This window comes from Mycoplasmopsis felis, assembly GCF_034647055.2.
In the GTDB taxonomy this organism is placed as follows: Bacteria; Bacillota_I; Bacilli_A; order Mycoplasmatales; family Metamycoplasmataceae; genus Mycoplasmopsis; species Mycoplasmopsis felis.
Map to the genome: position 1 here is coordinate 258,586 of NZ_CP141047.2, position 26,661 is coordinate 285,246.

At 25.6% G+C, this 26,661-nt stretch carries 18 protein-coding genes, 1 tRNA gene, 1 rRNA gene and 1 riboswitch; of the genes, 14 read left to right on the forward strand and 6 right to left on the reverse strand.

The features are described from left to right. Window positions 1–290 precede the first annotated feature (290 nt). From infC to RRG59_RS01235, 9 genes are all read left to right on the forward strand, one after another. Window positions 291–893, forward strand: a complete 603-nt coding sequence (gene infC, locus RRG59_RS01195; RefSeq protein ID WP_084271891.1) for a translation initiation factor IF-3 — start codon at window positions 291–293, stop codon at window positions 891–893. 1 nt (window position 894) lies between these two features. Next, window positions 895–1,083 carry a 50S ribosomal protein L35 gene (rpmI, locus tag RRG59_RS01200; protein ID WP_036430131.1) on the forward strand — a complete coding sequence of 63 codons (189 nt, stop codon included), beginning with the start codon at window positions 895–897 and terminating at the stop codon, window positions 1,081–1,083. Between the two features lie 62 nt (window positions 1,084–1,145). Continuing rightward, window positions 1,146–1,496: a 50S ribosomal protein L20 gene (gene rplT / locus RRG59_RS01205; RefSeq protein ID WP_322902561.1), complete on the forward strand. Its 351-nt coding sequence runs from the start codon at window positions 1,146–1,148 to the stop codon at window positions 1,494–1,496. Between the two features lie 59 nt (window positions 1,497–1,555). Further along, the gene (locus RRG59_RS01210; RefSeq protein WP_322902563.1) at window positions 1,556–4,606 is read left to right on the forward strand and encodes a hypothetical protein; all 3,051 of its coding nucleotides are present in this window, start codon (window positions 1,556–1,558) and stop codon (window positions 4,604–4,606) included. A gap of 122 nt (window positions 4,607–4,728) precedes the next feature. Beyond that, window positions 4,729–6,087 carry an asparagine--tRNA ligase gene (gene asnS, locus RRG59_RS01215; RefSeq protein ID WP_161552922.1) on the forward strand — a complete coding sequence of 453 codons (1,359 nt, stop codon included), beginning with the start codon at window positions 4,729–4,731 and terminating at the stop codon, window positions 6,085–6,087. 50 nt (window positions 6,088–6,137) lie between these two features. Then, window positions 6,138–9,725, forward strand: coding sequence for a hypothetical protein (locus tag RRG59_RS01220; RefSeq protein ID WP_322902564.1), 3,588 nt, complete (start codon window positions 6,138–6,140; stop codon window positions 9,723–9,725). A gap of 134 nt (window positions 9,726–9,859) precedes the next feature. After that, window positions 9,860–11,008 (forward strand): restriction endonuclease subunit S, encoded by a 1,149-nt coding sequence (locus RRG59_RS01225; RefSeq protein ID WP_322902566.1) that lies wholly within the window; start codon window positions 9,860–9,862, stop codon window positions 11,006–11,008. A 397-nt stretch (window positions 11,009–11,405) separates the two neighbouring features. After that, a complete protein-coding gene (gene mip, locus RRG59_RS01230) occupies window positions 11,406–13,943 on the forward strand; it encodes an Ig-specific serine endopeptidase MIP (RefSeq protein ID WP_322902568.1) in 2,538 nt (845 codons plus the stop codon). Between the two features lie 7 nt (window positions 13,944–13,950). After that, window positions 13,951–16,269 (forward strand): putative immunoglobulin-blocking virulence protein, encoded by a 2,319-nt coding sequence (locus tag RRG59_RS01235; protein WP_322902570.1) that lies wholly within the window; start codon window positions 13,951–13,953, stop codon window positions 16,267–16,269. Between the two features lie 112 nt (window positions 16,270–16,381). On the opposite strand, the gene RRG59_RS01240 is transcribed toward RRG59_RS01235, so the two are convergent. Next, window positions 16,382–16,540 (reverse strand): hypothetical protein, encoded by a 159-nt coding sequence (locus RRG59_RS01240; RefSeq protein ID WP_322902571.1) that lies wholly within the window; start codon window positions 16,538–16,540, stop codon window positions 16,382–16,384. 44 nt (window positions 16,541–16,584) lie between these two features. Between RRG59_RS01240 and RRG59_RS01245 the strand changes: the two genes are divergently transcribed. Then, window positions 16,585–16,660: transfer RNA gene (locus RRG59_RS01245), tRNA-Thr, on the forward strand. A 28-nt stretch (window positions 16,661–16,688) separates the two neighbouring features. Here the strand turns inward: RRG59_RS01245 and RRG59_RS01250 are convergent. From RRG59_RS01250 to RRG59_RS01270, 5 genes are all read right to left on the reverse strand, one after another. Then, window positions 16,689–17,000, reverse strand: a complete 312-nt coding sequence (locus RRG59_RS01250) for a thioredoxin family protein (RefSeq protein ID WP_161552927.1) — start codon at window positions 16,998–17,000, stop codon at window positions 16,689–16,691. 116 nt (window positions 17,001–17,116) lie between these two features. Then, window positions 17,117–17,222: ribosomal RNA gene (gene rrf, locus RRG59_RS01255) — 5S ribosomal RNA — on the reverse strand. Between the two features lie 37 nt (window positions 17,223–17,259). Then, the gene (locus RRG59_RS01260; protein WP_322902572.1) at window positions 17,260–17,484 is read right to left on the reverse strand and encodes a sigma factor-like helix-turn-helix DNA-binding protein; all 225 of its coding nucleotides are present in this window, start codon (window positions 17,482–17,484) and stop codon (window positions 17,260–17,262) included. Continuing rightward, the gene (gene ftsY, locus RRG59_RS01265) at window positions 17,477–18,520 is read right to left on the reverse strand and encodes a signal recognition particle-docking protein FtsY (protein ID WP_322902574.1); all 1,044 of its coding nucleotides are present in this window, start codon (window positions 18,518–18,520) and stop codon (window positions 17,477–17,479) included. The genes RRG59_RS01260 and ftsY overlap by 8 nt, the downstream gene beginning before the upstream one ends. A 62-nt stretch (window positions 18,521–18,582) precedes the next feature. After that, complete coding sequence (locus RRG59_RS01270; protein ID WP_036430781.1) at window positions 18,583–18,798, reverse strand: MAG6790 family protein; 216 nt, start codon at window positions 18,796–18,798, stop codon at window positions 18,583–18,585. Between the two features lie 274 nt (window positions 18,799–19,072). Then, window positions 19,073–19,241: riboswitch (Lysine riboswitch) on the forward strand. Window positions 19,242–19,335: 94 nt separating this feature from the next. Between RRG59_RS01270 and pepF the strand changes: the two genes are divergently transcribed. From pepF to RRG59_RS01290, 4 genes are all read left to right on the forward strand, one after another. Next, complete coding sequence (gene pepF / locus RRG59_RS01275) at window positions 19,336–21,165, forward strand: oligoendopeptidase F (protein WP_322902576.1); 1,830 nt, start codon at window positions 19,336–19,338, stop codon at window positions 21,163–21,165. Window positions 21,166–21,174: 9 nt separating this feature from the next. After that, the gene (locus RRG59_RS01280) at window positions 21,175–24,114 is read left to right on the forward strand and encodes an OppA family ABC transporter substrate-binding lipoprotein (protein ID WP_322902577.1); all 2,940 of its coding nucleotides are present in this window, start codon (window positions 21,175–21,177) and stop codon (window positions 24,112–24,114) included. 65 nt (window positions 24,115–24,179) lie between these two features. After that, window positions 24,180–25,343, forward strand: a complete 1,164-nt coding sequence (locus RRG59_RS01285) for an ABC transporter permease (RefSeq protein WP_322902578.1) — start codon at window positions 24,180–24,182, stop codon at window positions 25,341–25,343. Further along, window positions 25,333–26,655, forward strand: coding sequence for an ABC transporter permease (locus tag RRG59_RS01290; RefSeq protein WP_322902579.1), 1,323 nt, complete (start codon window positions 25,333–25,335; stop codon window positions 26,653–26,655). Before RRG59_RS01285 ends, RRG59_RS01290 begins: the two co-directional genes overlap by 11 nt. Window positions 26,656–26,661: the final 6 nt, after the last annotated feature.

Sequence of the window (26,661 nt, forward strand, 5' to 3'; positions counted from 1 at the left end):
ATAATTTCTAAAAAAAGAAGTATTTATTTAATTTAACAAAATTATATTTTTTTAAAAAGTACTTTTATTCCTAATTTATAAGATTAAAAGTTTTGTATATTTACACACAAATATTTTAATATTTGATAAAATTAAAAAGCAATAAATTTATTTAATTGCAGAAAGTAGAAATCACTTCTCACCTGATGGACATATCCTTGGGTTTAGCTACAATTAAATGTATCATACTTCTGATACCTTTTTTAGTAGGAGAGCGGTCAAGCTTTTTAATTATTTAAGGAGTTATTATTATTCAAGACAAAAGAAAAAAACCAACTTCAGAACATTATGTTAATAATGATATACCTTATCCAAAACTATTTGTTTTAGGTAGTGATGGACAAAAGGTAGGAGTATTAACTAAGTCTGAAGCATTAGAATTAGCTAAAAATGAAAAAATGGATCTAGTTTTAATTAGTGTAGATCCAAAACCTATTGCACGTATATTAGATTACGGTAAGTTTAAATATGACCGTAAAAAGAAACAAAAAGAAAATAAGGAAAAACAAACAACAATCCAAAATCGTGAAATTCGTTTAACACCAATGATTGGTGAAAATGATTTACTAACAAAAAGTAAAAAAGCACGTGAATTTCTTTTAAAAGGAGACCGTATTAAGGTTTCTGTAAAATTAAGAGGACGTGAAATAGGTCGTAAAGATCTTGGTGAAAATGTTTTAAACAAGTTTTTTACTCAAGTAGAAAATATAGCAGATAAAACAACAGAACCAAAATTAGTTAATGAACGTTTCTTAGACATGAATCTCCAACCAAATAAAATAAAAATCGCCAAATACTTAAAAGAAAAGAATCAAGGAAATAACCAAACCGAAGATTCACAAGAAGGAGAATAAAATGCCAAAGATGAAAACAAAAAGTGCGTTAAAAAAACGTATTAAAATCACAGGAACTGGTAAAGTTATGAGAGAACAAGCATATCGTTCTCACTTAGCTCAAAATAAATCAACAAAACAAAAACGTCAATCTCGTAAATCTGCTCTAATGTCAAAAAGTGATCTTAAAAGATTTAAAGCATTGATTTAATCTTGTTAAATTAATTTTTCATACAAGATTCATATAAATATATGTAAGAAAGGAAAATAAATATGGCAAGAGTTAAAGGTGGAACAGTTACAAGAGCAAGACGTAAAAAATGATTAAAATTAGCAAAAGGATACTTTGGTCACAAATCAATAGGTTATAAAGTTGCAAAACAAGCAGTTATTAAATCATGAACATATGCATTTAGAGACCGTAAACAAGTCAAAAGAAACTTCCGTAAATTATGAATTGCACGTATTAACGCTGCAACAAGATCTCAAGGAATGAGTTATTCAAGATTTATCAATGGTCTTAAAAAAGCAAATGTTACAATTAACCGTAAAATACTTTCAGAGTTAGCAATTAATGAACCAAAAACTTTTGATATGTTAATTAAATTATCAAAAGAAGCTTAATAAAATAAACATAAATAGCAACTCGTTTGCTATTTTTTCATAAAGTAAGAAAGTTAGATATGAAAAACAAAAAGAAAATATTATATACAATACTGTTAAACTCTTCTCTGGTCTCTTTTGCTTTTTCAATAAGTTGTAAACAACCAGAAAATAAAGTAGATAATTTAGAATTTAGTAATTTAACATCAATATTAAAAGAAAATAAAGTTATTATAAAATTTACAACTCAAAATTCTGAAATTAAATTTAATCAAGGTCTCATTCATTTAAAAGAAATAGAAACTAATAATTTAATTGAATTAAATTTAGAAACACAAAATAAAATAGATGAATATGTTTTATTGATTGATAATATAAATATAAAAGAAAATAAAAGATATGAATTACAAAAAATTGAGTTGTTTAATAATGAAAACAAAAACAAAATTATAATTGTTGCAAAGAATGATGCAAAAACTACTTTTAGTATAAACAATGAAACTAAAACAGATGAGCCTATTCAGGAACCAGGTGCACAACCTAAACCTGAACCAACTCCAAAACCAGGAGATAATATACAACCAAATCCTAAAGATGGTAAACAAATAGAACAAAAAGAACCCACACCTTTAGAAGAACCATCTACAGGTCAACCAAATCCAAAAGAACCAGTGCATAACTACGTAGTTAAAACAATATCACATAATGTTGATAATAATACAATTAATGTTGAATTTAGTAAAGTAATAAATTCTGATAATGATTTAAAATTTACATTGTTTGTATTAGAAAGTGATAATATCCTTGAATATAAAGTTAACAAAAACAAAAAAATAGAATTTAATAACTTAAGTTTTGAATTAAATACACTAAAAGAAAATGCATTTTATGATGTATTTAAATTAAGTGTTAATGGACAAGACCTACCAATTCAATCATTTATCATTGATACAAAACAAGAAGAAACAAATAAACCTTCTTTATTAACATTAGATTATGAGTTAAACACATCAGAGGAGCATAAAAATATTAAACTAAACTTTAACACAGAAATTACTAAGTTTCTTCCAAATTTAGTTTATGAGGGTATTTTAGTTTTAAATGATAAAGAAACTTCAGAAAAAACTTATGTTTTATTTAATTATCAAAAAAGTTCAACACCTAATTTAAACAATATAATCATTCCTTTAACTGAAGAATATGATTTAGAAGATAGCACTTTAGATAATCCGCAAGTTGAAATTTTACTAAATAAACAATTTGAAGTTGACTCCATACATTTCAGAGAACAAGGAGCAAACGATTTTCTTGATTTTGTTTTAAATAAATCAAATGATATTTCATTAATTCTTAATACATTAGATTCATCGGTAAAGTATTCAAACTTTATATTTAATATTAATGGACAAAATATTGAAGGTTCATTTAATTTAACAGGTGAATTACAAAATCCAGAAGTAATAATTAACAATGATTTAGGTGGAGAGTTTAAATTAAATGTAACTAAAGAAACAAATGGAAGTTATAAATTTGTCATTGAGAATGCTAATTTAAATACCACTTATTATTTAAACAAAATAATAAGTAATGAACAAAGGATTTATCCAGAATCAAACATTGATACAACAAAATTAATCTTAAAACAAACAAGACCTGAATTTGACAAAGAAATATTAAATATCTATAATGAATCTATTAATAACGGATTTAGTCAATTGATTACATTAAATTATTTTGAATTATTAAAATACAATGTTCAACCAACTACTTTAGAACTAGAAGTTTCACAAAATCAAGAAATCATTTATTTAAAACATAAAGAAATTAATCAAGAAAATAAAACAATTACTTTTGTTTGAGATAATGAAAAACTTCTTAATTCATTTAATATAAATAAAATAATAAGTTATAGTCAAAGTTTTGAAATAGAAAAAAATATTAATACTGGGTTAACTTCAAACACGCAAACCATACCGAATGAAACTTTAAATAATTTATTAACTGAACAAAACTTTATTAACATAAATAAATGATGAATAAAATCTTATAAAGAGGAATTTCAAAAAAATCCACTTGTATTCTTATTTAAAAATTTAAAAACAGCAAATAATAATAGATTTAAATTAAATAACTTTGATTTCAATTTTGACAATTTAGACATTGATAAAAATAGTATTAACTATACAACTATTGACAATAATTCATTAAGAATTAATTTTAAATTTAAATCTAATGAAAATTTATCAAAAGAATATTCAATTATTGTTAATAATTTTTGACAAGAAAGTGATTTTTCTATAAAAAATCCAAATAATATTGATTTAACCAACATTATAACCTTAACAAATACAGGGAGATCAGCTACAATTAATCAAATTAATCAAGAATTTCAAGAATTTAAGGATACTGATGACCTTGATGCTTCACTTGGCGCAAAAACATTATATAAAATTCCATTTAATAATACAAAATTAAGTCAATACTTTAATATTGATAATTCATTAAAATTATATGATACTACTAATCATGAGTTATATTTAGTATTATATGGTCAAACAGAAGGTAGTCCATCTAATCAAAAAACTACTCCTTTTAATGTTCTAAATATGATTCAATATAAAATACTTGCAAAATTCAATAAATCAGCAAGCAACGAAAGTATTTACAAAAATTCAATCTTAAATAATTGAATATCAGGATTTACATTAGAAAATAATTTATACAAAGAATTTATTAAATCAATGCCAGATACATTTAAAAACTTAGAAATTTTTAATAGATATTTTGGTTTTAAAGATAAGAATACTAATTTACAAGAATTAGTTCAAACTATTAATCAAACAAATGATTTTAAAGAAAAAACTAAACTTTTATTAGAAAAGACTAACTTAAGTAATTTCTTTAATCAAGTATTAGAAATAACTAAAAACAAATATAATCCACCGATCACAAATCAATCACAATTGATTAGATTAAATAATGTGTCAATTGATATGCAAGGACAAAATCAAATCTTAGTTGCTGATTTTGAAATAATTCCACTTACAAGTCAAATAATTGATAATAAATTAACTATAAAACCAAATAATAACTTTGTAAGTGACCAATTTACAATCAGATTAATTAAATAAAAATTGATTTTATATATAATTTTATTGTATTTTGAGTTTCTATTTAAGTTATTAAGAAAATAAACAAAATAAATTATTTATTATAAACAGAACTCAAATTTCAAAATAACAAAGGAGTTATTATGCACACAATTAAAGAGTTTTTATTAAAACCAGTATTTTATGATACTTGAACAAATGTAGAAGTTAAAGGATGAGTTGCTTCAAATAGAGGAAATAAGAAAATCAGATTTTTAGAAATAAATGATGGAAGTACTATTAAAAACTTACAAGTAGTTTTTAAAGGTGAAGAATTTGATTTTGAATTATTAGATTCATTAAAACCTGGTTCAGCAATTGTTATTTCAGGAACATTAAATGCTACACCTAATGCACCTCAACCTATTGAAATGAATGCTACTAAACTTCATTCATTTAGAAAATCAGATGATGATTATCCCATTCAAAATCAAGAAATTAAACTTGAAACATTAAGAGAAGTGCCTCATTTCAGACATAGAACAAATATTTTAAGAGCAGTTATGCTTATTCGTTCAACACTGGCTCAAGAAATTCATAAATATTTTATTTATAAAAATTTCTACTATATGAATAGTCCAATCATAACAAGCAATGACGGAGAAGGAGCAGGAGAAACATTTATAGTTAGTGATAAAAACACAAATGACCCTTTCTTTGGTGTTGGTAATAAATCAACTTTAGGTGTAACAGGACAATTACATGGAGAAAGTTATGCTAATGGGTTTAAAAATATCTATACATTTGGACCTACATTTAGAGCAGAAAGATCTAACACTAAGCGTCATTTAGCTGAATTTTGAATGATAGAACCAGAAATGGCATTTTATGACTTATTCCAAACCATTGAACTTTCACAAGATTTATTAAAAGTAGTAATAAGAAATACCATAGCACAACACCCATTTGAATTTGAATATTTAGACAAAATATCAAATAGCACATTATTAAACAGATTAAACTTATTTTTAGATTCAAATCTAAAAATAATTGATTATAAAGATGCATTAAAAGAATTAGAAAAAGTTAAAGATACCTTTGAAGAAAAAAACATTCACTTTGGATTAGATTTATCAAGTGAACATGAAAAATACTTAACTGATGTTTTATATAAATCACCAGTTGTAATTATTAACTTCCCTAAATCATTTAAAGCATTTTACATGCATCAAAATGATGATGGGCAAACAGTTGCTGCATTTGATTTATTAGTTCCAGGAATCGGTGAATTAATAGGTGGAAGTCAAAGGGAAACAGATTATAATAAACTAGTTACCAGAATCAACGAACTAGGCATTAATCAAGAAGAATTACAATGATATTTAGACTTGCGTAGATTTGGACATATGCAATCAAGTGGTTTTGGTATAGGTTTTGAAAGATTAGTTATGTATGCAACAGGAATTGATAACATTCGTGATGTAATACCTTATCCAAGAACAAATGGAAACATTCGTATGTAACTAGCAGTGCTTAGCACTGCTTTTTTTTATATTTTAGTATAATAAAATTTATGAAAAACATTAATTTAAATGATTTAAAAGAAAAGGTAAACAAATTTTTAAAAGATAAAAAGAAAGTTAAATTAGCTTCAATTATTTTAGGTTCATCAATACTTGGAATTACCACTATAGCAGTTATTGCTTCAGTTGCAAGTAAATCTAATCAAATGAATGAATCAGAACACTTATTTCAAGTTGAACCAAAACCAAAAAAACAAACTCCAGAACAACCAGTTGATCCTAATCCAAGTCCAACACCTACTCCTAACCCACAACCAGAACCGAAACCTGGCACAAATGATAAAAAAGAATCCTTATTAACTTTAAAAATATCTCAAGCTAGAGATTACTTACAAGAATTAAACAAACAAAGATATAAAGAATTAAAGACTTCTTTAAATCAAGGAATTGAATCTGCTCTTTTGACTGCATTAGAAATAGCACAAAATGTTAATAATTCGAACAAAGAAGAGTTAACAGAAAAATTAAATCAAGCAGTTAATGCTTTAGACACAATATTGAACAAAACCCAGCAAGACAAAGAAGAACTAGATAATTCTTCTTTATTATTTAGTATTTCTCAGAATCCTAATTCAGTACAATATGAAAATAGAAATGATTTTAGATTAATTACATTTGAATTATCATCAACTCTACCACTAGATGATGTTAATGAAATTTCAGATTCAATTTTAGTTGAATATAATAATGTAGATCATAATTTACAATTACATTTAAAGGAATTTAAAGAAAATTCAAATAATCAAAGTATTTTAATGAGTTTTAGAGTTTTTGAAAATACAAATTATACAGTTAAAGGAATTTATTTATCTGATACAAATCAATTAAGAAATTTAGAATCAGCTCCTGTTAATGTAACTGAGATAAATGTTCCAAATCCTTTAACACCAGAAATTGATAATAATAAAAATACTGTAATACCTAATTTAGAAGATTTAGCAATATTAAGAAATAACTTATTTAATGTTAGAAGATTAAGTGAGCAAGTTCAAGAAAATGAAATAGTTAACTTACCAGAAAATAAAGAACTTTATTTATATTTAATTAATGGTGAAAAAATTAGTAAATATTTAACTAATATAATTACTTATAAAGAAAAACAATATTCTTTAGTTCCAAATCAAACATATACAGCTACTAATCAAAATACAACAAATGAGTCAAATAATAAAATAATTCAGAAAAATTTCACTGTGAATTATCAACTAGTTCAAAGTAATGAAAATCAAACAACAGATGCTATAAATAATAATTTAAATGTTACATTTAAAGTTCATTATATAAATTATGCTGCTGCTCCTGGTAATAATTTAACTAATACTAAATTATCAGTTGATAGAACTAAATCTAATAGTTCTGGAGAAACTAATTTATTAGATAGACTTATTGATGGAAATAAAGATAAAGCAAATGGTTCATATTGAAATAACTGAAATCAAAAAGAAAGAGATCAAAGTAACCAACTTTCTGAATTTGTTTTTAATGTTAATAATGATGAAAATGTTTTAATATCACAATTAAATATTTATATCAAAGCTTCAAATAGTTTAGGTGGTTTAGTTTTACCAGAAGAAATGAGAATTCAAGTTTCAGCGGACGGAGTGAATTTTAAAGATGTTGAGCGTCAAGATAAAATTAATTTTGCTGATTTTGGGTCTCACAATGGTACTGCTTTAAATTCTTCTGAATATACTTCGTTAGATAATGATAGCCAAGGTGTGAAATTGGTTACTATTCATTTTGAACCAAGTTTTGCTAAATTCATTAAATTTAAATGAGTTCCAAGAAGTTATGCAAGTGGTAATTTAAGACATTATCCAGTTCAATTCCCAGAGTTAGAATTTTATGATATTACAAACAAAGATATTGAAGTACTAAAAAATGAATTCATTTCATTTACTAATCAAAAAACTGAAATATTAAATAATTTAAGATCTAAAAATGAAGTTTTTGCTAGTTTTACTGATACAAATACAAAAAAATATTCTATAGTTATCTCAAAAGCTCAAGAATTAAAAAATCAAATACAAAATAGAGAATCAGAATTATTAAACTTACCTAACCATAGATTCAAGAATGAAATTGAATTATTAGAAGCAAAATTAAAAAAAGTTATTGAGGCATTTAACAAAGCAAAAGATCAAAATCCTAATAATGATCCTAAACAAGCACAAGGATTGTTAAAAACTAGAACTTTATTAAATGAAATAATAGAATATGGTAATACGAATCCATCAGTATATTATTCAAGAGAATTTTCTTTCAAATACAAAGGATTTATTAAACAACTAGAAACAATTAATAATGATGCAAATGCAACATTAAATCAATTCCTTAATTTAGAATTTAAACTTAGAGATGAATTTGAGGAATTCAAAAAAGAATTACAAAATTCTATATTAAATGAATCAGTTGTTGTTATAAACGAAGAAACTTTCAAAATTAAAAATATCTCAACAGAAGAACACGAGGTAAGTTTTAATTTAGATATTTATAGAATTAAACCAGAAGAAAATAGAAGTATTAAATTAAATATAAATAACATACCTAATGGTGTTGTAGTTAATGAAATACCATTTAGTGAATGAAGTTCAGTTGAAGATGACCAAAACAACAATTTACCAAGAACTATTAAATTAAAACTAAAAGTAACAGGTAAGCCAGAAACTTTACAATCAGTTTCATTTGATAAAATCTTATTAGGTGATCATGAATTAACCAGAATATCAAGGCAAGAATTTAAATTACAGAAATTACAGAACTCTGTTAAAAAATTCAACAGAACTTATGATGTTAATTCAAAATCATATACATTTAATTTTGAATTAAACAATGGTTTATCAATAGATTTAAACTTTAATTCCAAAGTTGCATTTAAATTAGAAAATAACATAGTTAAAGAATTTAAATTAACAAAAGTACAAGAAAATGATACTGTTAAATACCAATTTATTGCACCTTCAGAACAAATAATCCCACAAGAAGGTCAAGAAATTCAACCTAATGCTTTATATTTAAAAGAATTAAGACTGAATACAAATGGAAAAGAAATTGACAATCTAGATTCTCTTCCTTTATTAAAAGTTCAAGATAATAGTGATTTAACTTTTAATAATGAAAATCCATTATGACACTTAAAAGAAGTTAACTTAGAAATTTTTGATGCTTATATAGATTTATTTAAAGATGAAAATGAAAGTACAATTCAACGTCAAGCAAAACATCAAGCATTCATAAAACTCAAAAATCCAGAAAACTTAATTACATTCCCAAGAAATAACTTCCTTATTCAATTAAGAGGTGGAAATCAATTAACATTCCCAAATAACTTATTAGTATTTAATGATGAAAATGATGTTTTAGAATTTGCGTCAAATGTAGAATTGAGTTTTGATAATTCTGATGATGAATTAAAACTACATATTTTCAAAATAGGATATGAACATCAAGGTGATAATAGTTTTGACATAGATATTCCTATTACAAAATTTAAACAAGATTCAGATATTAATGATGGTGTTAAATTAAGAAGAGCACCAAAAACAACAAACCACTTATTAGGAAGAAGTGAAATATAGAAAATAGAACAAATAGAATTTTGTTCTATTTTTGTTTATATCCTTAATTGAAATGAATTTTAAATTATTCAATTTCAATAAATAATATTAATTTGATAATTAAATTTAATATAATTTAAAAATTAAAGGTAATTATGAAAAAAGTTTTAGTTCCATCTGTTAGATTCAAAGGGTTTAGTGAAGAGTGAGAGCAAGGTAACATAGGAGAAGTTTTTGAATTAACAAGAGGCGAGGTTTTATCTCAACGCAAAATTAGAAGTAAAAAGATGGGTAAATATATTTATCCAGTCTTTTCTTCTCAAACATTAAATAACGGTCTTTTGGGCTTTTATAATAATTTTTTATTTAAAAATAGTATAACCTGAACAACAGATGGAGCAAATGCTGGAACAGTTTTATACAGAGATGGTTTATTTTATGCTACAAATGTTTGTGGTGTTATGCTCCAAAAAACAAGCATAAAACCAAGTTCATATTTTGCACATGAAATAAATGTTAAAGTAAAAAAACATGTGATAAAAGCTGGAAATCCTAAATTAATGATAAATGTTCTTCATGAAGTGTTAATCAATTTTTCTAAAAATAAACTTGAGCAAGAAAAAATATCTATTCTTATAGAAAATATCGATAATCTAATCACCCTCGAACAAACTAAACTCAACAAACTCAAACAAATTAAAGAAACTCTCTTACAAAAAATGTTCCCGGAAGGTAATTCAAAAACACCTAGAATAAGATTTAAAGGATTTGAAGGAGAGTGAAAAGAGGAAAAATTGGATGATATTTTTAAAGTTATTACTGGTGGTGAACCACCTAAAAACTATAAAAACTCAAAACATCCAGTAGGTATGTATAAATACCCTATATATTCAAATGGACAAGAAGCTAATGCGATATGAGGTTTTTCTGACAATTATTCAATAAACACAGAAGCAATAACAATTTCTTCAATTGGTACTATTGGTTTCCCGGTTGTTAGAAAAATGTTTTTCACCCCTATAATAAGATTAAAAACTCTATTACCATATAATAAAAACATGAATATTAACTTTCTAAATCTTTCAGTTAGTCAAATTAATTTTTCTTTTAATCAAGCTGGTATCCCAAGTATGAATTCAAATCAGTTAAAAGATAATATAATATTAATATCAAGAAATTTTTCTGAACAACAAAAAATCGGAGATTTCTTTAGTAAGATTGATACCCTAATCAATCTTTACAATTCCAAACTCAACAAACTCAAACAAATTAAAGAAGCATTATTGCAAAAAATGTTTGTATAATCTAATTGATTTAAATAATTAACCATTTAAATTTCATAATTCTTATAATAAAATTTATAAAAGATTATATTAATTAATCATTTAATTAATAACAAATAAAATATATTTTAAGTATATTTATGTTTATTAAATTCTTCTACAAAACCACAAAAAAGAACTTATTAAAAAAAACTAAAAAACACTTAATTAAAATTCATATAAGTGTTTTTTTTTTTTTTTTGAACAACTTTATTTAAATTTTCTAACTTATAAAAATATCTTAAATATAGTAATAAAAGTTAATTTTTCAGTATTTTTTAATGCTTTTATTGTCTTTTTCCTACTGATTGTTATATACCTTTATAAGAGTATAATTTAGAGGTAAATTAGGTTATTGTAACCAAAAGGAGAATTTAAAATGAAAAAATATCAAAAAATTAAATTTTTACTTACAGGTTTAACAGTGATGTCACCATTACTAATAGCAGCAAGTTGCAATGATAAACAACCTTCTAAACCAGGGAGCGAAACACCTCAAAACCCAACACCTCCAGAAGGTTCTAAACCATTAGACAAACAAGGAAGTGAAAATCCAATTCCACCTGCTAATGGAAATGGAAGTACAAATGGAACAGATACAACTGTTACTATTAATTACTTTAATGATAATGAAACAAAAGAATTTATAAAAAATAAAGATTTCAATACTCTTTTTGATTATTCAACAAGATACCCTTTTAATTCAAAAACAGCACAAGAATATCTAGAGAATATTGATGAATATTTAACTATAACTGCAAAAGAACCAAGATTAAAGTTTAGAGTTTTAAATCATTCTGAAAATAATAATGAAATAACATTATTTATGAATTTTAATGACAATGATGATATAAATCAATTTTTTACATTAAGAGGCTTTAAAGTAGATAATACACCTAAACTTCAAAATCCAAATTCAAGGCCTAGCGCAAATGAAGAAGTTAATTATTTTAATTCAAGTAATTTAGAAAAATATGAAAAAGATATTAAAGCATTAATATCTAGTATCAAATCACAACAATATGCAAGACCTACAAATATTAATTTAACTAAAAAACAAGAATTTAATGAAAAAGCAAAAAAATTAGGTCTTCCTGATTATGATACAATGAATGATTTAGGTTGAACAGTACCTGAATACGATACAACCGGAAATAATTTAGTTGGTTTAAACATTAAAAAAACAAGTAACAGTACATTAAATTCATGGGTTGATTGATATGGAAAAGATCAATATAAAAATGTAGGTTTAGCAAGAACATTAACAAATGAACATTATGTTAATATTGCTCAGCAAACATTTCAAACTTCATTCAATAGATGATTATATTCTGATAATGAATCAGAAAGAAATACAATTGCTCAGTTATTAAAAAATGATGAAGATTTAAAATTATTAGCAAATAAAATAACAGATGAACAGAAAAAACAAGAAATCTTAGAAAAAATAAAACCAGATAGTTCTCATGGTGTTTTAGAAAGATATAGAACGCAAATATGAGAAGAACTTGTTAAACAAAATAATAACGACCAAGAAAAAGCAGCTGTCATTTATACAGAGTATGTTAAAAATCAACGTGAAAAATTAAAACAACGCGTTAATACAAATAATACATTAAGTGAAAGTACAAAACAAATTGTTTTAAGACAAATTGATAAAGCAGAAAACTTTACAAACTTAGAAAATTCAAGTAGAAATCAAGTAAATGGAAATGGAACAAGTTTTATATTAGATTATGAATTAGCAGAAAATGGTAAATATCCAACAAAATTTTATTTTGCCACTAATTATCACGTTGTAGATGGTTTTGATGAAAATAATATATCTGGTTTTGGATTAACAAGATTGGATAAACAATACCCATCATTATTTAGTACACTAAAAGTAAACTTTTTAGAAGATAAAATAAATACTTTTTCATTACCTAAAAAAGCATTCAAGAGAATTATGGATGGAAGAGATTTCTTCAATTGAGATCCAAATAGTTTTTCTACAGATAAAAGCAATACAACAAAAGAATTCTTAGATATTGCAATATTTGAAGTAGACTTTTCAAAATTAAGTGGTTCTAATGAACTATATGGTAAAAGTACACCAGAAGAATTTGCTCAATATGTAACAAATGATTATGCTAATTTACCAGAAAATAAAAAGTTATCACTTCCTACATATGATTATTTAAGTTCACACGATAAAATAGATGTTCCAATTATTAAAAATCAAAAGGATAAAAAACCATTTGAAGAATATGATCAATTATATGGTGTTTCATATCCTGCAACAAGTTCAAATGGATTTTTAGATTTTTACTTAGATCAATATGAAGATGCATATGCCCTTAAGAATGCAAAAAACACATTCTCATTATGAACAAATGCAGATTATAACCTTTATAAATCAGCAATTCCTCAAGATCAAGAAAAAAGAAAAAGATTAGAGAGAGGAAATCATCTTTCTCATTCAGTAATATTAAGAACATTTAAAGAAAAACATGGAGTTTATGATAGATTTTTAAGCGCTCCTGTTGTTGGTAAAACATATGTATCAAATGATGATGGAAAACCATATTACCAAAGTGGATTGGCATACTTGTATAAAGGATATGCTCCAGGTGGTGGTGCTTCTGGGTCATCTGTTAGAAATCAAAGAAATGAATTAGTTGGTCTTGTAACAACAGCATACTTACAACAAGTATTAACTTCAGGTTTAGCTATTAGAAGTCAAGGATTTGATTTTGAAAACTTATTTAATGGTTATAACTTACCTCAATATGATGTTGTTTATGGTGGTGGAAAAGACCAAGCAAAATCATTTAGAGAAACCATTAAATCTTTATATCCAAACAAAAGAACATGACTATTCAAGGATGGTTTAGATACTATTCCTACAAAATACCAATTTACAGCAAATAAATAGGAGAAATATGAAAAGACATAGCAAATATATATTAGGTTCATTAGCAGTCATACCTTTAGGAGCTGTTTTTGTTGGTATAACAACTCACTTATCAAGTGATACTCCTAAAGGAACTGATTTTAATGTTAAAGAAATTTCACCTTTATTAATTAATAATGATAGAGTAGATACAAGTAATTCCAATATTGCATCAACTGATTTTAATTTACCAGTTAAACCAGAACCTCCTAAGGTAATTGAAAAACCTAATCCACCTGCCAAAATCATTAATCCTCCAAATATTCTTCCTGATAAACCAGAACCACCTAAAGTAATTGAAAAACCAGAACCACCAAAAATAGTTGAACCAAAACCAACACCATTACCAACTCCAAAACCACCAGAAAAAAAAGAACCTGACATTGTTTCAAAACCAATTGATACAGCAGTTGGTAAAATAGACGTAGTATATCAAGAACAACCGCCTAGAGTAATACATCAAAGTGATAGAGAAGCAGGAATAACTAATAGAATTGATTATATTGCTCAACTAACACCAAATGTTATTTCTGTAACACCATCAGCAGAAAATATAACAAACTCTATAAACAATGGTAAAACAGCACTTAATAAATTTCAAAATACTTTCTTTGGTAAAAGTGGAGTAGTTACACAATTTTACAATCAACATTATCAAGTTGCAGGACATGATGAACTACAAGATTACTTAGACAGAAGTCCTAGTGATTTAAATATTATTTTAAAATTATTTGATAAATATAGAGCATTAATTGAAGCAGGTAATGCAAAACAATTTATGCTTGATGAATTTCAAAATAAATATGAAGAATGATTTAATAAACCAGAAACTTTTGAATATATACCTCCAGTTAGAGGTTATGGAAAAGAATATTTAAAAGTAGGTCATTTATGAATTGCTATGCATATTGACCCAAATAAATTTACAGATTTATCAGATACATTAAAACGTGATTTAGATAAAGGTTTTTATATCGATTCTGATAATGATAATATTTATGTAGATAAAGACGGAAAATTAAACTCATATTCAGTATCACCAATATTTAATTCAGTAGTAACTGAAATAAAAAGAAATAACTTAGAAAAACGTGTATTCGGAAGCGATTCACAATGAAATAGACCTAGTGGAAACATAGAAAAAGGTGAATATCCAGGTTGAAATAAAACTGATGTAACAAATGAGTTTTCTTCTGAATATAATGTTGGTTCTGCAGATGGAATCAAGGTTGAAAAATTAACTAAACAACCTAATAACCCAAGTAAGACAAAAGATGGATATTTAGTTTCAATTGACGTTTCTAATGCAAGCGGATATCAAAAATCAATTGACTTTATTAAGAAATTACAAGCAAACAATAAAGAAATTACAGGTTATAGAATTAAAAACATTGGTCGTTCAGGAGCAAGTCAAGAGTTAAAAGATGTGCTAGCAGCACTACCACAAAAATTACCGTTGCTTGAACTATTCTTTGAAAGCTTTAACACCGGTTCATTAATTGCTTTAGAAGAAAAAGAAATTGATGAATTAGGTCTTTATACTTCACAAAACTCACTAGTTGAACAATGAAGTATTAATCCATGAGCTTTAAAGAAAACTGCTTATGTTAATATGGCCGATTACAACGTTTCAGGTAGTTATAGTCCATATGATAGAATTTATTCACGTATAACATTTGACAGTTTAGGATTTGAAGCATCTGACTGAATTTCTGAAACTGATATGACTAGAATTAACTTAGGTTTAAGAATGGCATATTATGTAAGAAATAATGAACGTATTTTCCAAGGTGGATTTGGACCAGGTCTAAACCCAGATCACAATGAAGGTGGAAACAGTTATCCAATTGGAATAGATTTAACTAGAGTACCTCAAGCAAAAGGTCTCAAAAACATGGAATTCTGAGATTCTAAAAAAGGTAAGGGTGTTAACTTACGTAAGTTAAAACGTATTGCTTTATACAATGAATCAAGCACTTGAGAAACAGATACAGATAACTTAAATAAAGCTCAATTTGCATATATTCTAGATAAAGGGTTCGGAACACCAAGAAGTAAAATAGTATTTTCAAACGGAAATAATACAAAGAATATTAAAATTAATCCTAGAATTCCAGGACACAAATTAGATGGTGATGGAATAGCAAACCTTTCAACATTAATAGCATATTCAAATGGTGCTTTCACTAAAGAAACTACAAATATTTATGTTCCTAGTGGTGAAAATAACTTATATGAACAATTAAGAAGTTTAGGTTATAAAGTTCAATATCAAGATCAAAATAGTGAACCAGTTGAATTAGCATAATTAATAATTTAAATTAAAAAAACATATACTAACAAAGTTAACCTATGATTATAGTATATGTTTTTTTAATATTAATCTTATTAATAGGATATTAATATGAGTCGAATAAAAATTATTTTTTATCATCTTCTATAACTGTGCTATTATCTATTAAATCCTTCTTACTGAATTCACTCATCTTGATATTATTATGTGAAATTTGTGAAGCATTAAAAATATGAAAAAAGATAGTTTTAAAAATTATTTTTATATATAGCCAAATCACTTTCATTAATTTAATTATATTAAAATATTTATGATATAATTAAATTAATTGCCGTCATAGCTCAGCAGGCAGAGCACTTCCATGGTAAGGAAGGGGTCGCTGGTTCAAGTCCAGTTGTCGGCACCATATAAAAAATAATCACTTTCTAAAGTGATTATTTTAATATTTCTTGTACATCTTGTTTAAGAACTTCATATGGTTTAAAACCAGTAAATTGTTTTACAAGTTTTCCATTATTATAAACTTGTGAAAAAGGTATTGATTGTACTCCCGCTTCACCTGCAAATTCCTTATGAGCATCAATATCTACTCTTAAAACATCAAGTCCATCCTTAGATGCAATTTCTTCTAATGAAGATTTATACATTCTACATGGTCCACATCATTGTGCATAAAAAACTAATAATTTTGGTTTTCCAGTTTGAATTTCTTGTAATACTTGTTCTTTATTTAATTCTTTTAACATAATAATCCTTTCATAGATAATTAAATTATATAATAAAAAACTAAAAAGTTATTTTTTTTATTGTTTTTATTTAAAAAATAAACTTTTTAGTTTTATATAAGTGAAAAGGATATAAAAAAAAGCACCTTCCTATTTTCACCTTTAGGCTATCGTCGGCGTAAAGAGGCTTAACTACTGAGTTCGGAATGGTATCAGGTGATCCCTCTTGCTATTGGCACTAGTAATATAATACACTATTTTTATTTTTTACAAAATAAAATTATAAATTTATTTTTGAATTTAATAAATCTAACTTTTTAAGTGTTTTCTTTACAGTATCATAAACAGCAGTTCTTGTTGTTGCTATAATTTCTGCTATTTCTCCATATGATAAATCCTTATAAAAATACAATTCAAAAACTTGTAATTGATTTTGTGTTAATAAGTTTTTATATTTTTCAAACAAATTTTGATATTTTGCTAAATATTCTAATTTATTATTCATTAATTAAATCCTTAGTTAGTTGATAAACAAATAGTTCTAAGTCAAATTCTTGTAAATCATCTAATGATTCACCTAAACCAACATATTTAACACCTAATTCAAATTCATCTTTAATAGATAAAACTATCCCACCTTTAGAAGTTCCGTCCATTTTAGTTAATATAATTCCAGTTAAATTTGCTATTTCTTTAAATGATTTAGCTTGTGATAAACCATTTTGTCCTGTTGTTGCATCTAAAACTAATAAAGATTCATGTGGAGCTGTAGGTTCGAATCTTTGTATAATACTAACCATTTTATTTAATTCGTTCATTAAATTAACTTTATTCTGTAATCTTCCAGCTGTATCAATAATTAGCAAATCAAAATTTTCTTCTTTTGCTTTAGTTAATGATTTAAAAACCACTGATGAAGGGTCTTCGCCATCTTTATCTGGTTTAATAATTTGTGCACCTATTCTCTTTGCTCAAATACCTAATTGGTTTACAGCACCCGCTCTAAATGTATCTCCTGCTGCAATTAAAACTTTTTTACCTTCTTTGATATATTTATTAGCTATTTTTGCAATAGAAGTAGTTTTTCCAGAACCATTAACACCTACAAATATAAAAACATTTAATCTGTTATCTTGATAATTTAAATTAGTATTAGTAATACTATTATTAGCATAAATTAAAATCATCTGGTCTGCAACTATTTCACCAATAAGTTTAGGATCATCAATATTATTTGTTTTTACTTCTTTTTTTATTTTTTGTATCATAACATCAACAAGATTCATATTGATATCAGACATAATTAATAATTCTTCTAATTCTTCAAAAAATTCTTCATTTATTTGAATGTGTTTATTTTGTAATTCTAATAATTGTTTCCCGAATGAAGAACTTCCTGAAAGACCTTTTTCGTATTTTTTAAATTTATCACTATTCAGAATTTCTTGTTCTTTTTGACTATCTATAAGTAGTTGTTTTTCTTCAACTGTTTTTACTTCTTTTTTTAATACCTTATTTATTAAATTTTTAAAAAATCCCATAAAATAATTTTACTCTAAAAGAAATTAAAATAAAAGTACTGTCAGTACTTTTATTTTAATTTTTAAACAATTTTAATTACAACTTCTTTTGAATAGTGTTCACCTTTTAAATGATCTCTTTCAACATGAATGATTTCAATTTTTTCATTACCTTGTGTGTGAACACCGTGTTTTTGACCACGACGGAATCCTTTAATTAAACCTTCTAATTCTTGTAAAGAATTAGCCTTAGCAATGATTTCACTACTTGATATTAATTTGGCTTTATATTTATACATTATTATGTACCTCGGCTTTCTATAATAATTATATACTTTTTTTAATTAAGGTTCTAAAATAGAACTTAATAATTGTAATTTTTTTGTTTAAATAATTTTTTTGTTTTTATTTTTTCTTGTTATAATTAACTTTATGAAAAACAGAACTCAATTTATTATTATGATTAATATTATTAATAACGCTTGAATGTTTAATACCATCAACCGTAATTTTTAGTCTTAATCTGTTGAGTTAAAAAAATAACAGATTACTTAGACAAAGAAATCTGTTATGTATAACTATAGAGGAGCTTTTAACATTAGTAATTAACAGGAGTAGGCATACAAAGAAAGTTAATGAAAGGGTATAAAAGCCGAAATCAAAATAATGGCAATTATTTTGATTGGTAGAAAAACATAAAAGATTTCTACTCTTTGGTAAAACCATTGGTGCTATAGATTTACAATTTTATATCTTATGTTTTAGTTTTAATAAAATAATAATTTATAAAATCTTGTAGATTTATACATCTACAAGATTTTTTTATTAGGAGGTATATGAAAGCAAAACAATTTTCAAGTTATAAAGATATTCCAAAACAATATAAATTTGATTTAGATGATATTTTAAAAGGTAAGGAAATTGATTCTTTAATAGAGGAATTTAAAAGTATTAAAGAACAAAGAATTAAAATTAAAGATTCAAAATATAATTCAATTGAAGAATATTTAGCTGATATTGATTTATCAGAAAAAGAAACCATTTTATCTTTTAAAATTCACAATTATATTTCTAATAATTTAAATACAGATTTAATTAATCCTGTTTATAAAAAAATAGATAATGATTTTGATTTTCTAAATCATGAATTAGACAAGCGATTCGGTTCAGAAGAAAACAGATTTTTTGCAAATATAGAAAAAATGAAAATCTGAAAAAATGATCCAAGATTACTTTCATATAAAAGACATATAGAAGATCAAATTTTAGATTTTGAACATAAATTAGATGATAATATTGAAGAGTATTTAATAAAAACATCTATAGGACAACCTGATCCACATAAAATTTTTAGTATTCTAAGCAATAGTGAACTAGATTATGGAATTATAACAACTAAGAGCGGAAAAAAAATTAAATTAAATCCAACAAACTACCATCAATTGCTTAAAAATGTTGATGAAGAAATAAGAAAGCAAGCTTATACGAAGTATTGAAATGCATATATATCTCACAAAGACACATTTGCAGAACTCTTATACCAACACTTTAAATCACTTACAACAGAAGCAGAAATAAGAAAATATAAATCTGCAGTGAATATGCTAACATCAAAAGATAAAGTTTCAGATGCTATATTATTAAAATTGTTTGAAAAAGTATCTCAAAGCAGGATCATTTTAAAAACTTACAAAAAATGAAATGATAAGTTTTATAAAATAAAATTTAAAAAAGATAAAAAAATATGAGATTCAGCTAGAGAATTAGTTAATGTAAAAACTAATTACACAGTATCAGAAATGAATGAATTAGCAAAAGAATCATTGAAACCTTTTGGACACGAGTATTATGAACAAGTAAATAAAGCAATCAATGAAAATTGAATTGATTATATGAGCACTAAAACTAAGCGTAGTGGAGCATATAGCATTGGTGGTACTTATGGAATTAATAAAAAATACATTTTAATGAATTTTGAAGGTACCTTAAGAAGTGTTGAAACCTTAGTCCATGAATTAGGTCATTCGATGCATTCTTATTTTTCAGATAAAAATCAAGATTTACAAGGTTCTCAATATCCAATCTTTTTAGCAGAAATAGCATCTATATACAATGAATTAATGTTATCTGATTACTTATTAAAAAATTCTAAAGACGACAAGTTCAAATTTAAGATTTTAGATTCAATGATTCAAGGATTTATTGGAACTGTTTTAAAACAAGTTAATTGAGCAAACTACGAATATGATTTATATCAAGGTATTGCTAGTGGACAAGTTTCAAGCAGTTATGATTCTATTTCAAAAGTTTACCATCAAAACAACTCAAAATACTCATTAACAAATCAAAAATATTCAATACTGAACACAATACAAAGTATTTATGTTCCTCACTATTATTATGGATTTTATGTTTATAAATATGCTATAGGACATTTAGTAGGAATATATTTCTTTAAAAAATATAAAACAGAAGGAGAAACTGCTTTAAAAAACTATATTAACAACTTTTTAAGTGCAGGAGGAAGTGATTATCCAATTAACATTCTAAAAAAAGTAGGAGTTGATTTAGAAGATAATCAATTTTATGAAGATGGTTTTACATTCATTAAAGAATTAATACAAGAATGATTAAAACTAGGAAAGAAAATATTTAAAATAAAATAAAGGAAAATTATGAAAAGAAGAAAATTATTATTATTAGGAACTGTATTATCTGTAGTAGCAGGTCTTTCTACAGTTGTTTCTTGTGGAACAGGAGAAAAAACAAGAAGAGAAAAAGCAGAAGTTGAATATTCATTCGTTGAATTACAACCAGGTCAAACACTAGATACATCAAAATATCAAACAACAGAAGAACTTAAAAATATTGTTTTACCAAAAATTAAATTCAATAATAACTTATCAAATACATTTAACATAAATGCATTTAACTATATTTATGAAACTCAAGTTAATATTAAATATTCACCATTAAGAAGTTATTATGATTCGTCATATTCTACTGGTAGTTATTCAGGTCGAGAAAGTGATAATGTAATAGGTCAATTAATCGAAAAAGAATATTATGGAAGACCAGAAATTGTAGAAAATGTGACTTTAGATCCATCGAAAAATCTAGAAAAAGTGACAACAAGAAAAATTAACAAACCATCAGTTTCAAGATGGTCATTACAATTAGCAGATGCAATTGTTTTAACTATAGATGGAACAGAAAAAGTTTATGACAGTGACTCAGCAGAATTATTAGTAAAACCTGATGAAGCAGATGGAACATATTCAACTTCTTTAGTTGAATTAAAGAGCCAAAACCCTCGTTCAATCAATAACCCACAATTTAGTGAAGATTTATTAAAAGCAACAAAAGTAGCGTTCAGAATAAGAAAAAATAATTTCTGAGTAAATTCAAAAGGTGAAAAAACATCATATAAAGTTGTGCCAGAAGATTTCTATCTAGGAATCTTAAGAACTTATTTATCTGATGATTCATCTTATAGAATAAATAATGGAGGAAGTGCAGAATTAGATAAATTAGCAAATCAAAAATATGCAGTAGATGGTACAAATCACTTCAAAGAAAATAAGGCATGAGGTAATAAATATTTATATGATTTATACAATGTTAATTTAGATAAAATCCTAAATAAAGAACAAAGTGTAATTAGAAACAGTACAGGAGAATACTTTACATTAGAAAGAAAAAATGAAAACGAATCTTCTGGATTCAAACAATTGTTAACCGGTGTAGTTTATGGTTCTTATGATTTTTCTCCAGCACCATATGAATATATTCAAGAAGTTTCAACAACTAATCAATATCCTGACTTTTACAAAGATTCATCTGATTTAACTCAAGCAGACAAAACAGATATTTTAAATAAAGTTAAAAATGTTTCAAGTTTAGCAAGAGAAGCGGGAATTTATTGATACGGTTTAAGTTCAGATTCTTCATTATTTAGTGGTAAATATTATGCAGCAGGTTATAATGCTGATACAACAACAGATTCATATAAATTAAATACTCATTATTTTGATAAATCTTATGTAGAAAACCCAAGAACTATTGAATCATTTAATGTCAAATATTTCAATTCTGAATTAGATCCAAGTGCATTCTCACAACTACAATTTAACCAATTTAAAGCAGGTTCAATTGCTTCGTTATCATATTCATCATTATCAGAAAGTAACAAACATACTGTTCAAAATGATAGAGTAAACTATGGTCTAGAAAATGTTCAAACAAGAAATGAAGATGGAAGTACCGGATTGGTATTCCCAGAACTAGTTCCAACTAAACAAAAATCAGATAATGAAGAAGAATTTGTTAATGAAGCTTATGCAAAACTTGTATGAGGAACTTCATTAGAGGAAATTAAAAAAGGAACTGCAAAAAACACCTTAAAAGCTTCTACTTCAGGAATGGGACAAGAATTTAAACAAATTTTAAGTGCAGCAGTTAACTGATCTAAAGTTGCTGAAGAACTTGTTAAACCAAATGATGCTTTACCATGAATAAATGGTTTTGCTCAAGATGTTAAAATAACTGATAATGAAGAAGATAGAACAGTTGAAAATAACGCATTAAGACCTAACTATGTTAAAGTAAATACATTATTTGTTGTTGATTCTGAATCAAACCAAAAAGTTGATTTAGGTGGTAATATAGGAACAGAATTAGATCCAACTGAATCTAACTCAGTTAATAAACAATCTGCTGATGTATATAAATCAGATGCATTCCCAGAATTACAAAAGAGAATGAAAGCATTATTAGATAAATTCTTTGCCGAAAATACAAATGTTGGAAATACAGTGGAATTTACATCAATGTCAATTTTTTCAAACTATAATCCTAACTATAAAACTGCGCACGAAGAACAAGTTAAAGTCTTAAACGCTCTTGATCCAAGATTGAAAGTTCATTATAGATTTGAAACACAAAGAGGACCATTTATTAATTATTACTTCAATAGTACAATACCATTTAGACGTTCAGGTTGAGGATATGATTTTAATTTAACAGCAGGTGGTTTTGATGGTCTTTCATTCTATCAATCTAATTTAATTCAAGTTTTATCATTAATTAACAATGATGAAGAATATAAAAATGCTTTAACACCTGCTTATCCTACACTTGTTAAAGTAGCAGGACTATTTAAAGAATACATCACAAAACATAATGTTCAATGATCAATCCCAGAAACAGAGTGAAATAAATTAGGAAATGAATATGAACAAGAATTTTACAATTTCATAAATGAATATAAATTAAATCCGTCATTCAATTCAAATAGTAAAATAACAGAAACTAATCAGAGATTAGTTCAACTTTCTGAAGAAGAGAAAAAACAATACAGACCAGCAGGTGAAATAACAGGAAAATTCTGATTATATTTAGGTACTGAAGCATCAAAAACTGGCGGTCCATTAACTAAACTAGATTGATTAAACTTAATACAAGAAACAAGAAACCTTATTGGTGTATTCTTAGGTCTATATGGAACTTTAAAAGAACCATTCACACAAAGTTTAGTAAATCCTAACTTTGTAAGACCTGCTATCTTAGATAAAGCAGAAAACATGAGATCATACCAAGTTGTATTGGGTAAATAAAAAATATAAACAATTAACTATTAAGTTAATTGTTTATTATTAAAAAATAAAAAGGAAATAATTATATGTTAAAATATATTCTTCAACGTATTGGGTTTGCTATTTTGACTTTATTAATTATTGTTATAGTTGTCTTTTTACTAACAGCTTATTTTACAGAAAATCCATTTTTAAAACAAGCTACTGATTTATCAGGGAATAATAATGGATCTTCTCAAAATACAGCTAGCAAATTAAGGACATTATTTGAAAAGTCAGTTGACTATCACTTCTTGCCCTTATCATGAAAAGGTCAATATAATGAATATAAAGATCAATGGTTAACTTATAAATTAAGTCCAGTCATAAGATTTGGATATTGATTAAATGATTTATTTACAAATAAGGAACAACCTTTTGGTTTACCTTTTGATGACAAATTATTTAGTCAATTAGGAGTAACAAGCATCCCTCATATGTTCTTTAAATTTCTTAGATTTTCTGTGATAATCACAGTGCCAGCTTTTATTATAAGTGCAATTCTAGGTATTTTCTTAGGAATTTTATCAGGTTATAAAAGAGGTACTTGAATAGATGCATCAATAAATGTATTTGCTTTATTCTTTATTGCTCTACCATCATTTGTTATAGCACCTATTTTAATAACTATTTTATTAAGTGCAAACGTTACACCAAACTTTATACTTCCAGATGATTCTAAATATACAACTAATCAAATTATAACTTCTTGAATTCCACCTATTTCTATTATAGTCTTAGGTTCTTTATCAGGTTATATAACATTTACAAGAAATCAAGTAATTTCAGTTTTGACTTCAAATTATGTTTTGATAGCAAAATCAAAAGGACTAGGAACAGTTGAAATTTTCTTTAAATATGTCTTAAGAAATATTTCGATCCCACTTGCTGCTTTATTAATTCCATCATATATTGGATTATTAAGTGGAGGAATCGTTATAGAATCATATTGAAGAGTACCAGGAACATCACAAATAATTGCTCAATCTTTCCCTAATGGCGAAATAAACATTATTATGTTTAACACATTCTTCTTTACATTATTAGGTGTCTTTACAACAATTTTAGTTGATGTTTCATATACATTCTTAGATCCTAGAATAAAATATTCAACTAAACCATCAATTTTCATACTAGTGTGAAAAAATCAAATATTAAGAAATAAAGAATTTCAATTATTAAAACATAAAGGAGCAACTAATGACATCTAAAGAATTTAATAAAAAATATAAACTGTCATTTAAAGGTATTGATAATCCTTTTGAACAGGTTATCAATAGCAACACATTTACTAATGTTGCCGGGAAACCTAAAAAACTCCTTTTAGAAATTTTTAAAAGATTTTTCAAAAACTGAGTTGCTATATTGTTTTTAGTTGTCTTTATTTTTGTTTTATCAACTTCATTATTTGTAACTTCTGCTTCACCATATGATACAAATATTAATGTCTCAAATACTGTTGGTTTGAATTTAATAGCAAATAAAAAAGGTGAATATTTACCAACTTCTTCTGAATACACAGGTGCTTTACCAACTAAATGAAAAGAATTTGTTTATGTTTCTGATGTTTTAAGTAATACAACATTTAGAAACGTTACTTCAGTATACTTTGATGAAAATCAATTTTCAGGTTTTTTTGGAAAATTGTTAAATGAACAAAACATAATTAAAACAGAAACAATAAACGGGAATGTTAATTTATTATTTAATCCTTACAAATGATATACACATCATAGCATCTTCTTAGTTTTTGTTAACTCACAAATACCTCAAGGGTTAACACATTCTGAATATCAAGTTTTCTATAATGAAGCATTACAAAGCAATCCTCAATTAAATTTAAATACCTTTTTAGGAACTTCTAAATCAGGAATTGATATATGAACTCAATCTTGAGTAGGAACATGAAAAGCAATTAGACTAGCAATAATTATTGCAACATTCCAAACTTTAATTGGTGTTGCTATTGGTTCATATTTAGGTTTTCATGTTGGAACATGAATTGATACAATCATAATGAGATTAATTGATATTTTCTCTGCTCCCCCTACTCTTGTGTGATTATTATTATTTGTTTCATTGTTTGGAACTACAGACACTACATTAGCATTCTCAATGATTTTTGTAGGTTGAGTTGGTTTTGTTGCAAGAACCAGATTATTTATTATAACAGTTAAAGATTCAGAATTTATTACTGCTTCTAAATCAGTTGGTGCTTCAAAAGCTAGATTGATATACAAACATGCTCTACCAGGTATTATAGGTAAAATTGCAACTTCATATGTTTCAAGTATTCCTTCAATTATTCTATCTATTTCATCACTTGCTTTCTTAGGTTTCTTCAAAACAAACAAAGATATTAACTTAGGACAAATCATATCTGCTGCTTCTTCTGAAGCAGGTTCTAACTTTTGAATTTTATTATTACCATCATTAATATTACTTTCTATCTCTGTATCATTACACTTTATAGCTTTAGGTGTTCATGATGCTTTAGATCCGAAAGTAATTAAAACTAAATAGGAGTCA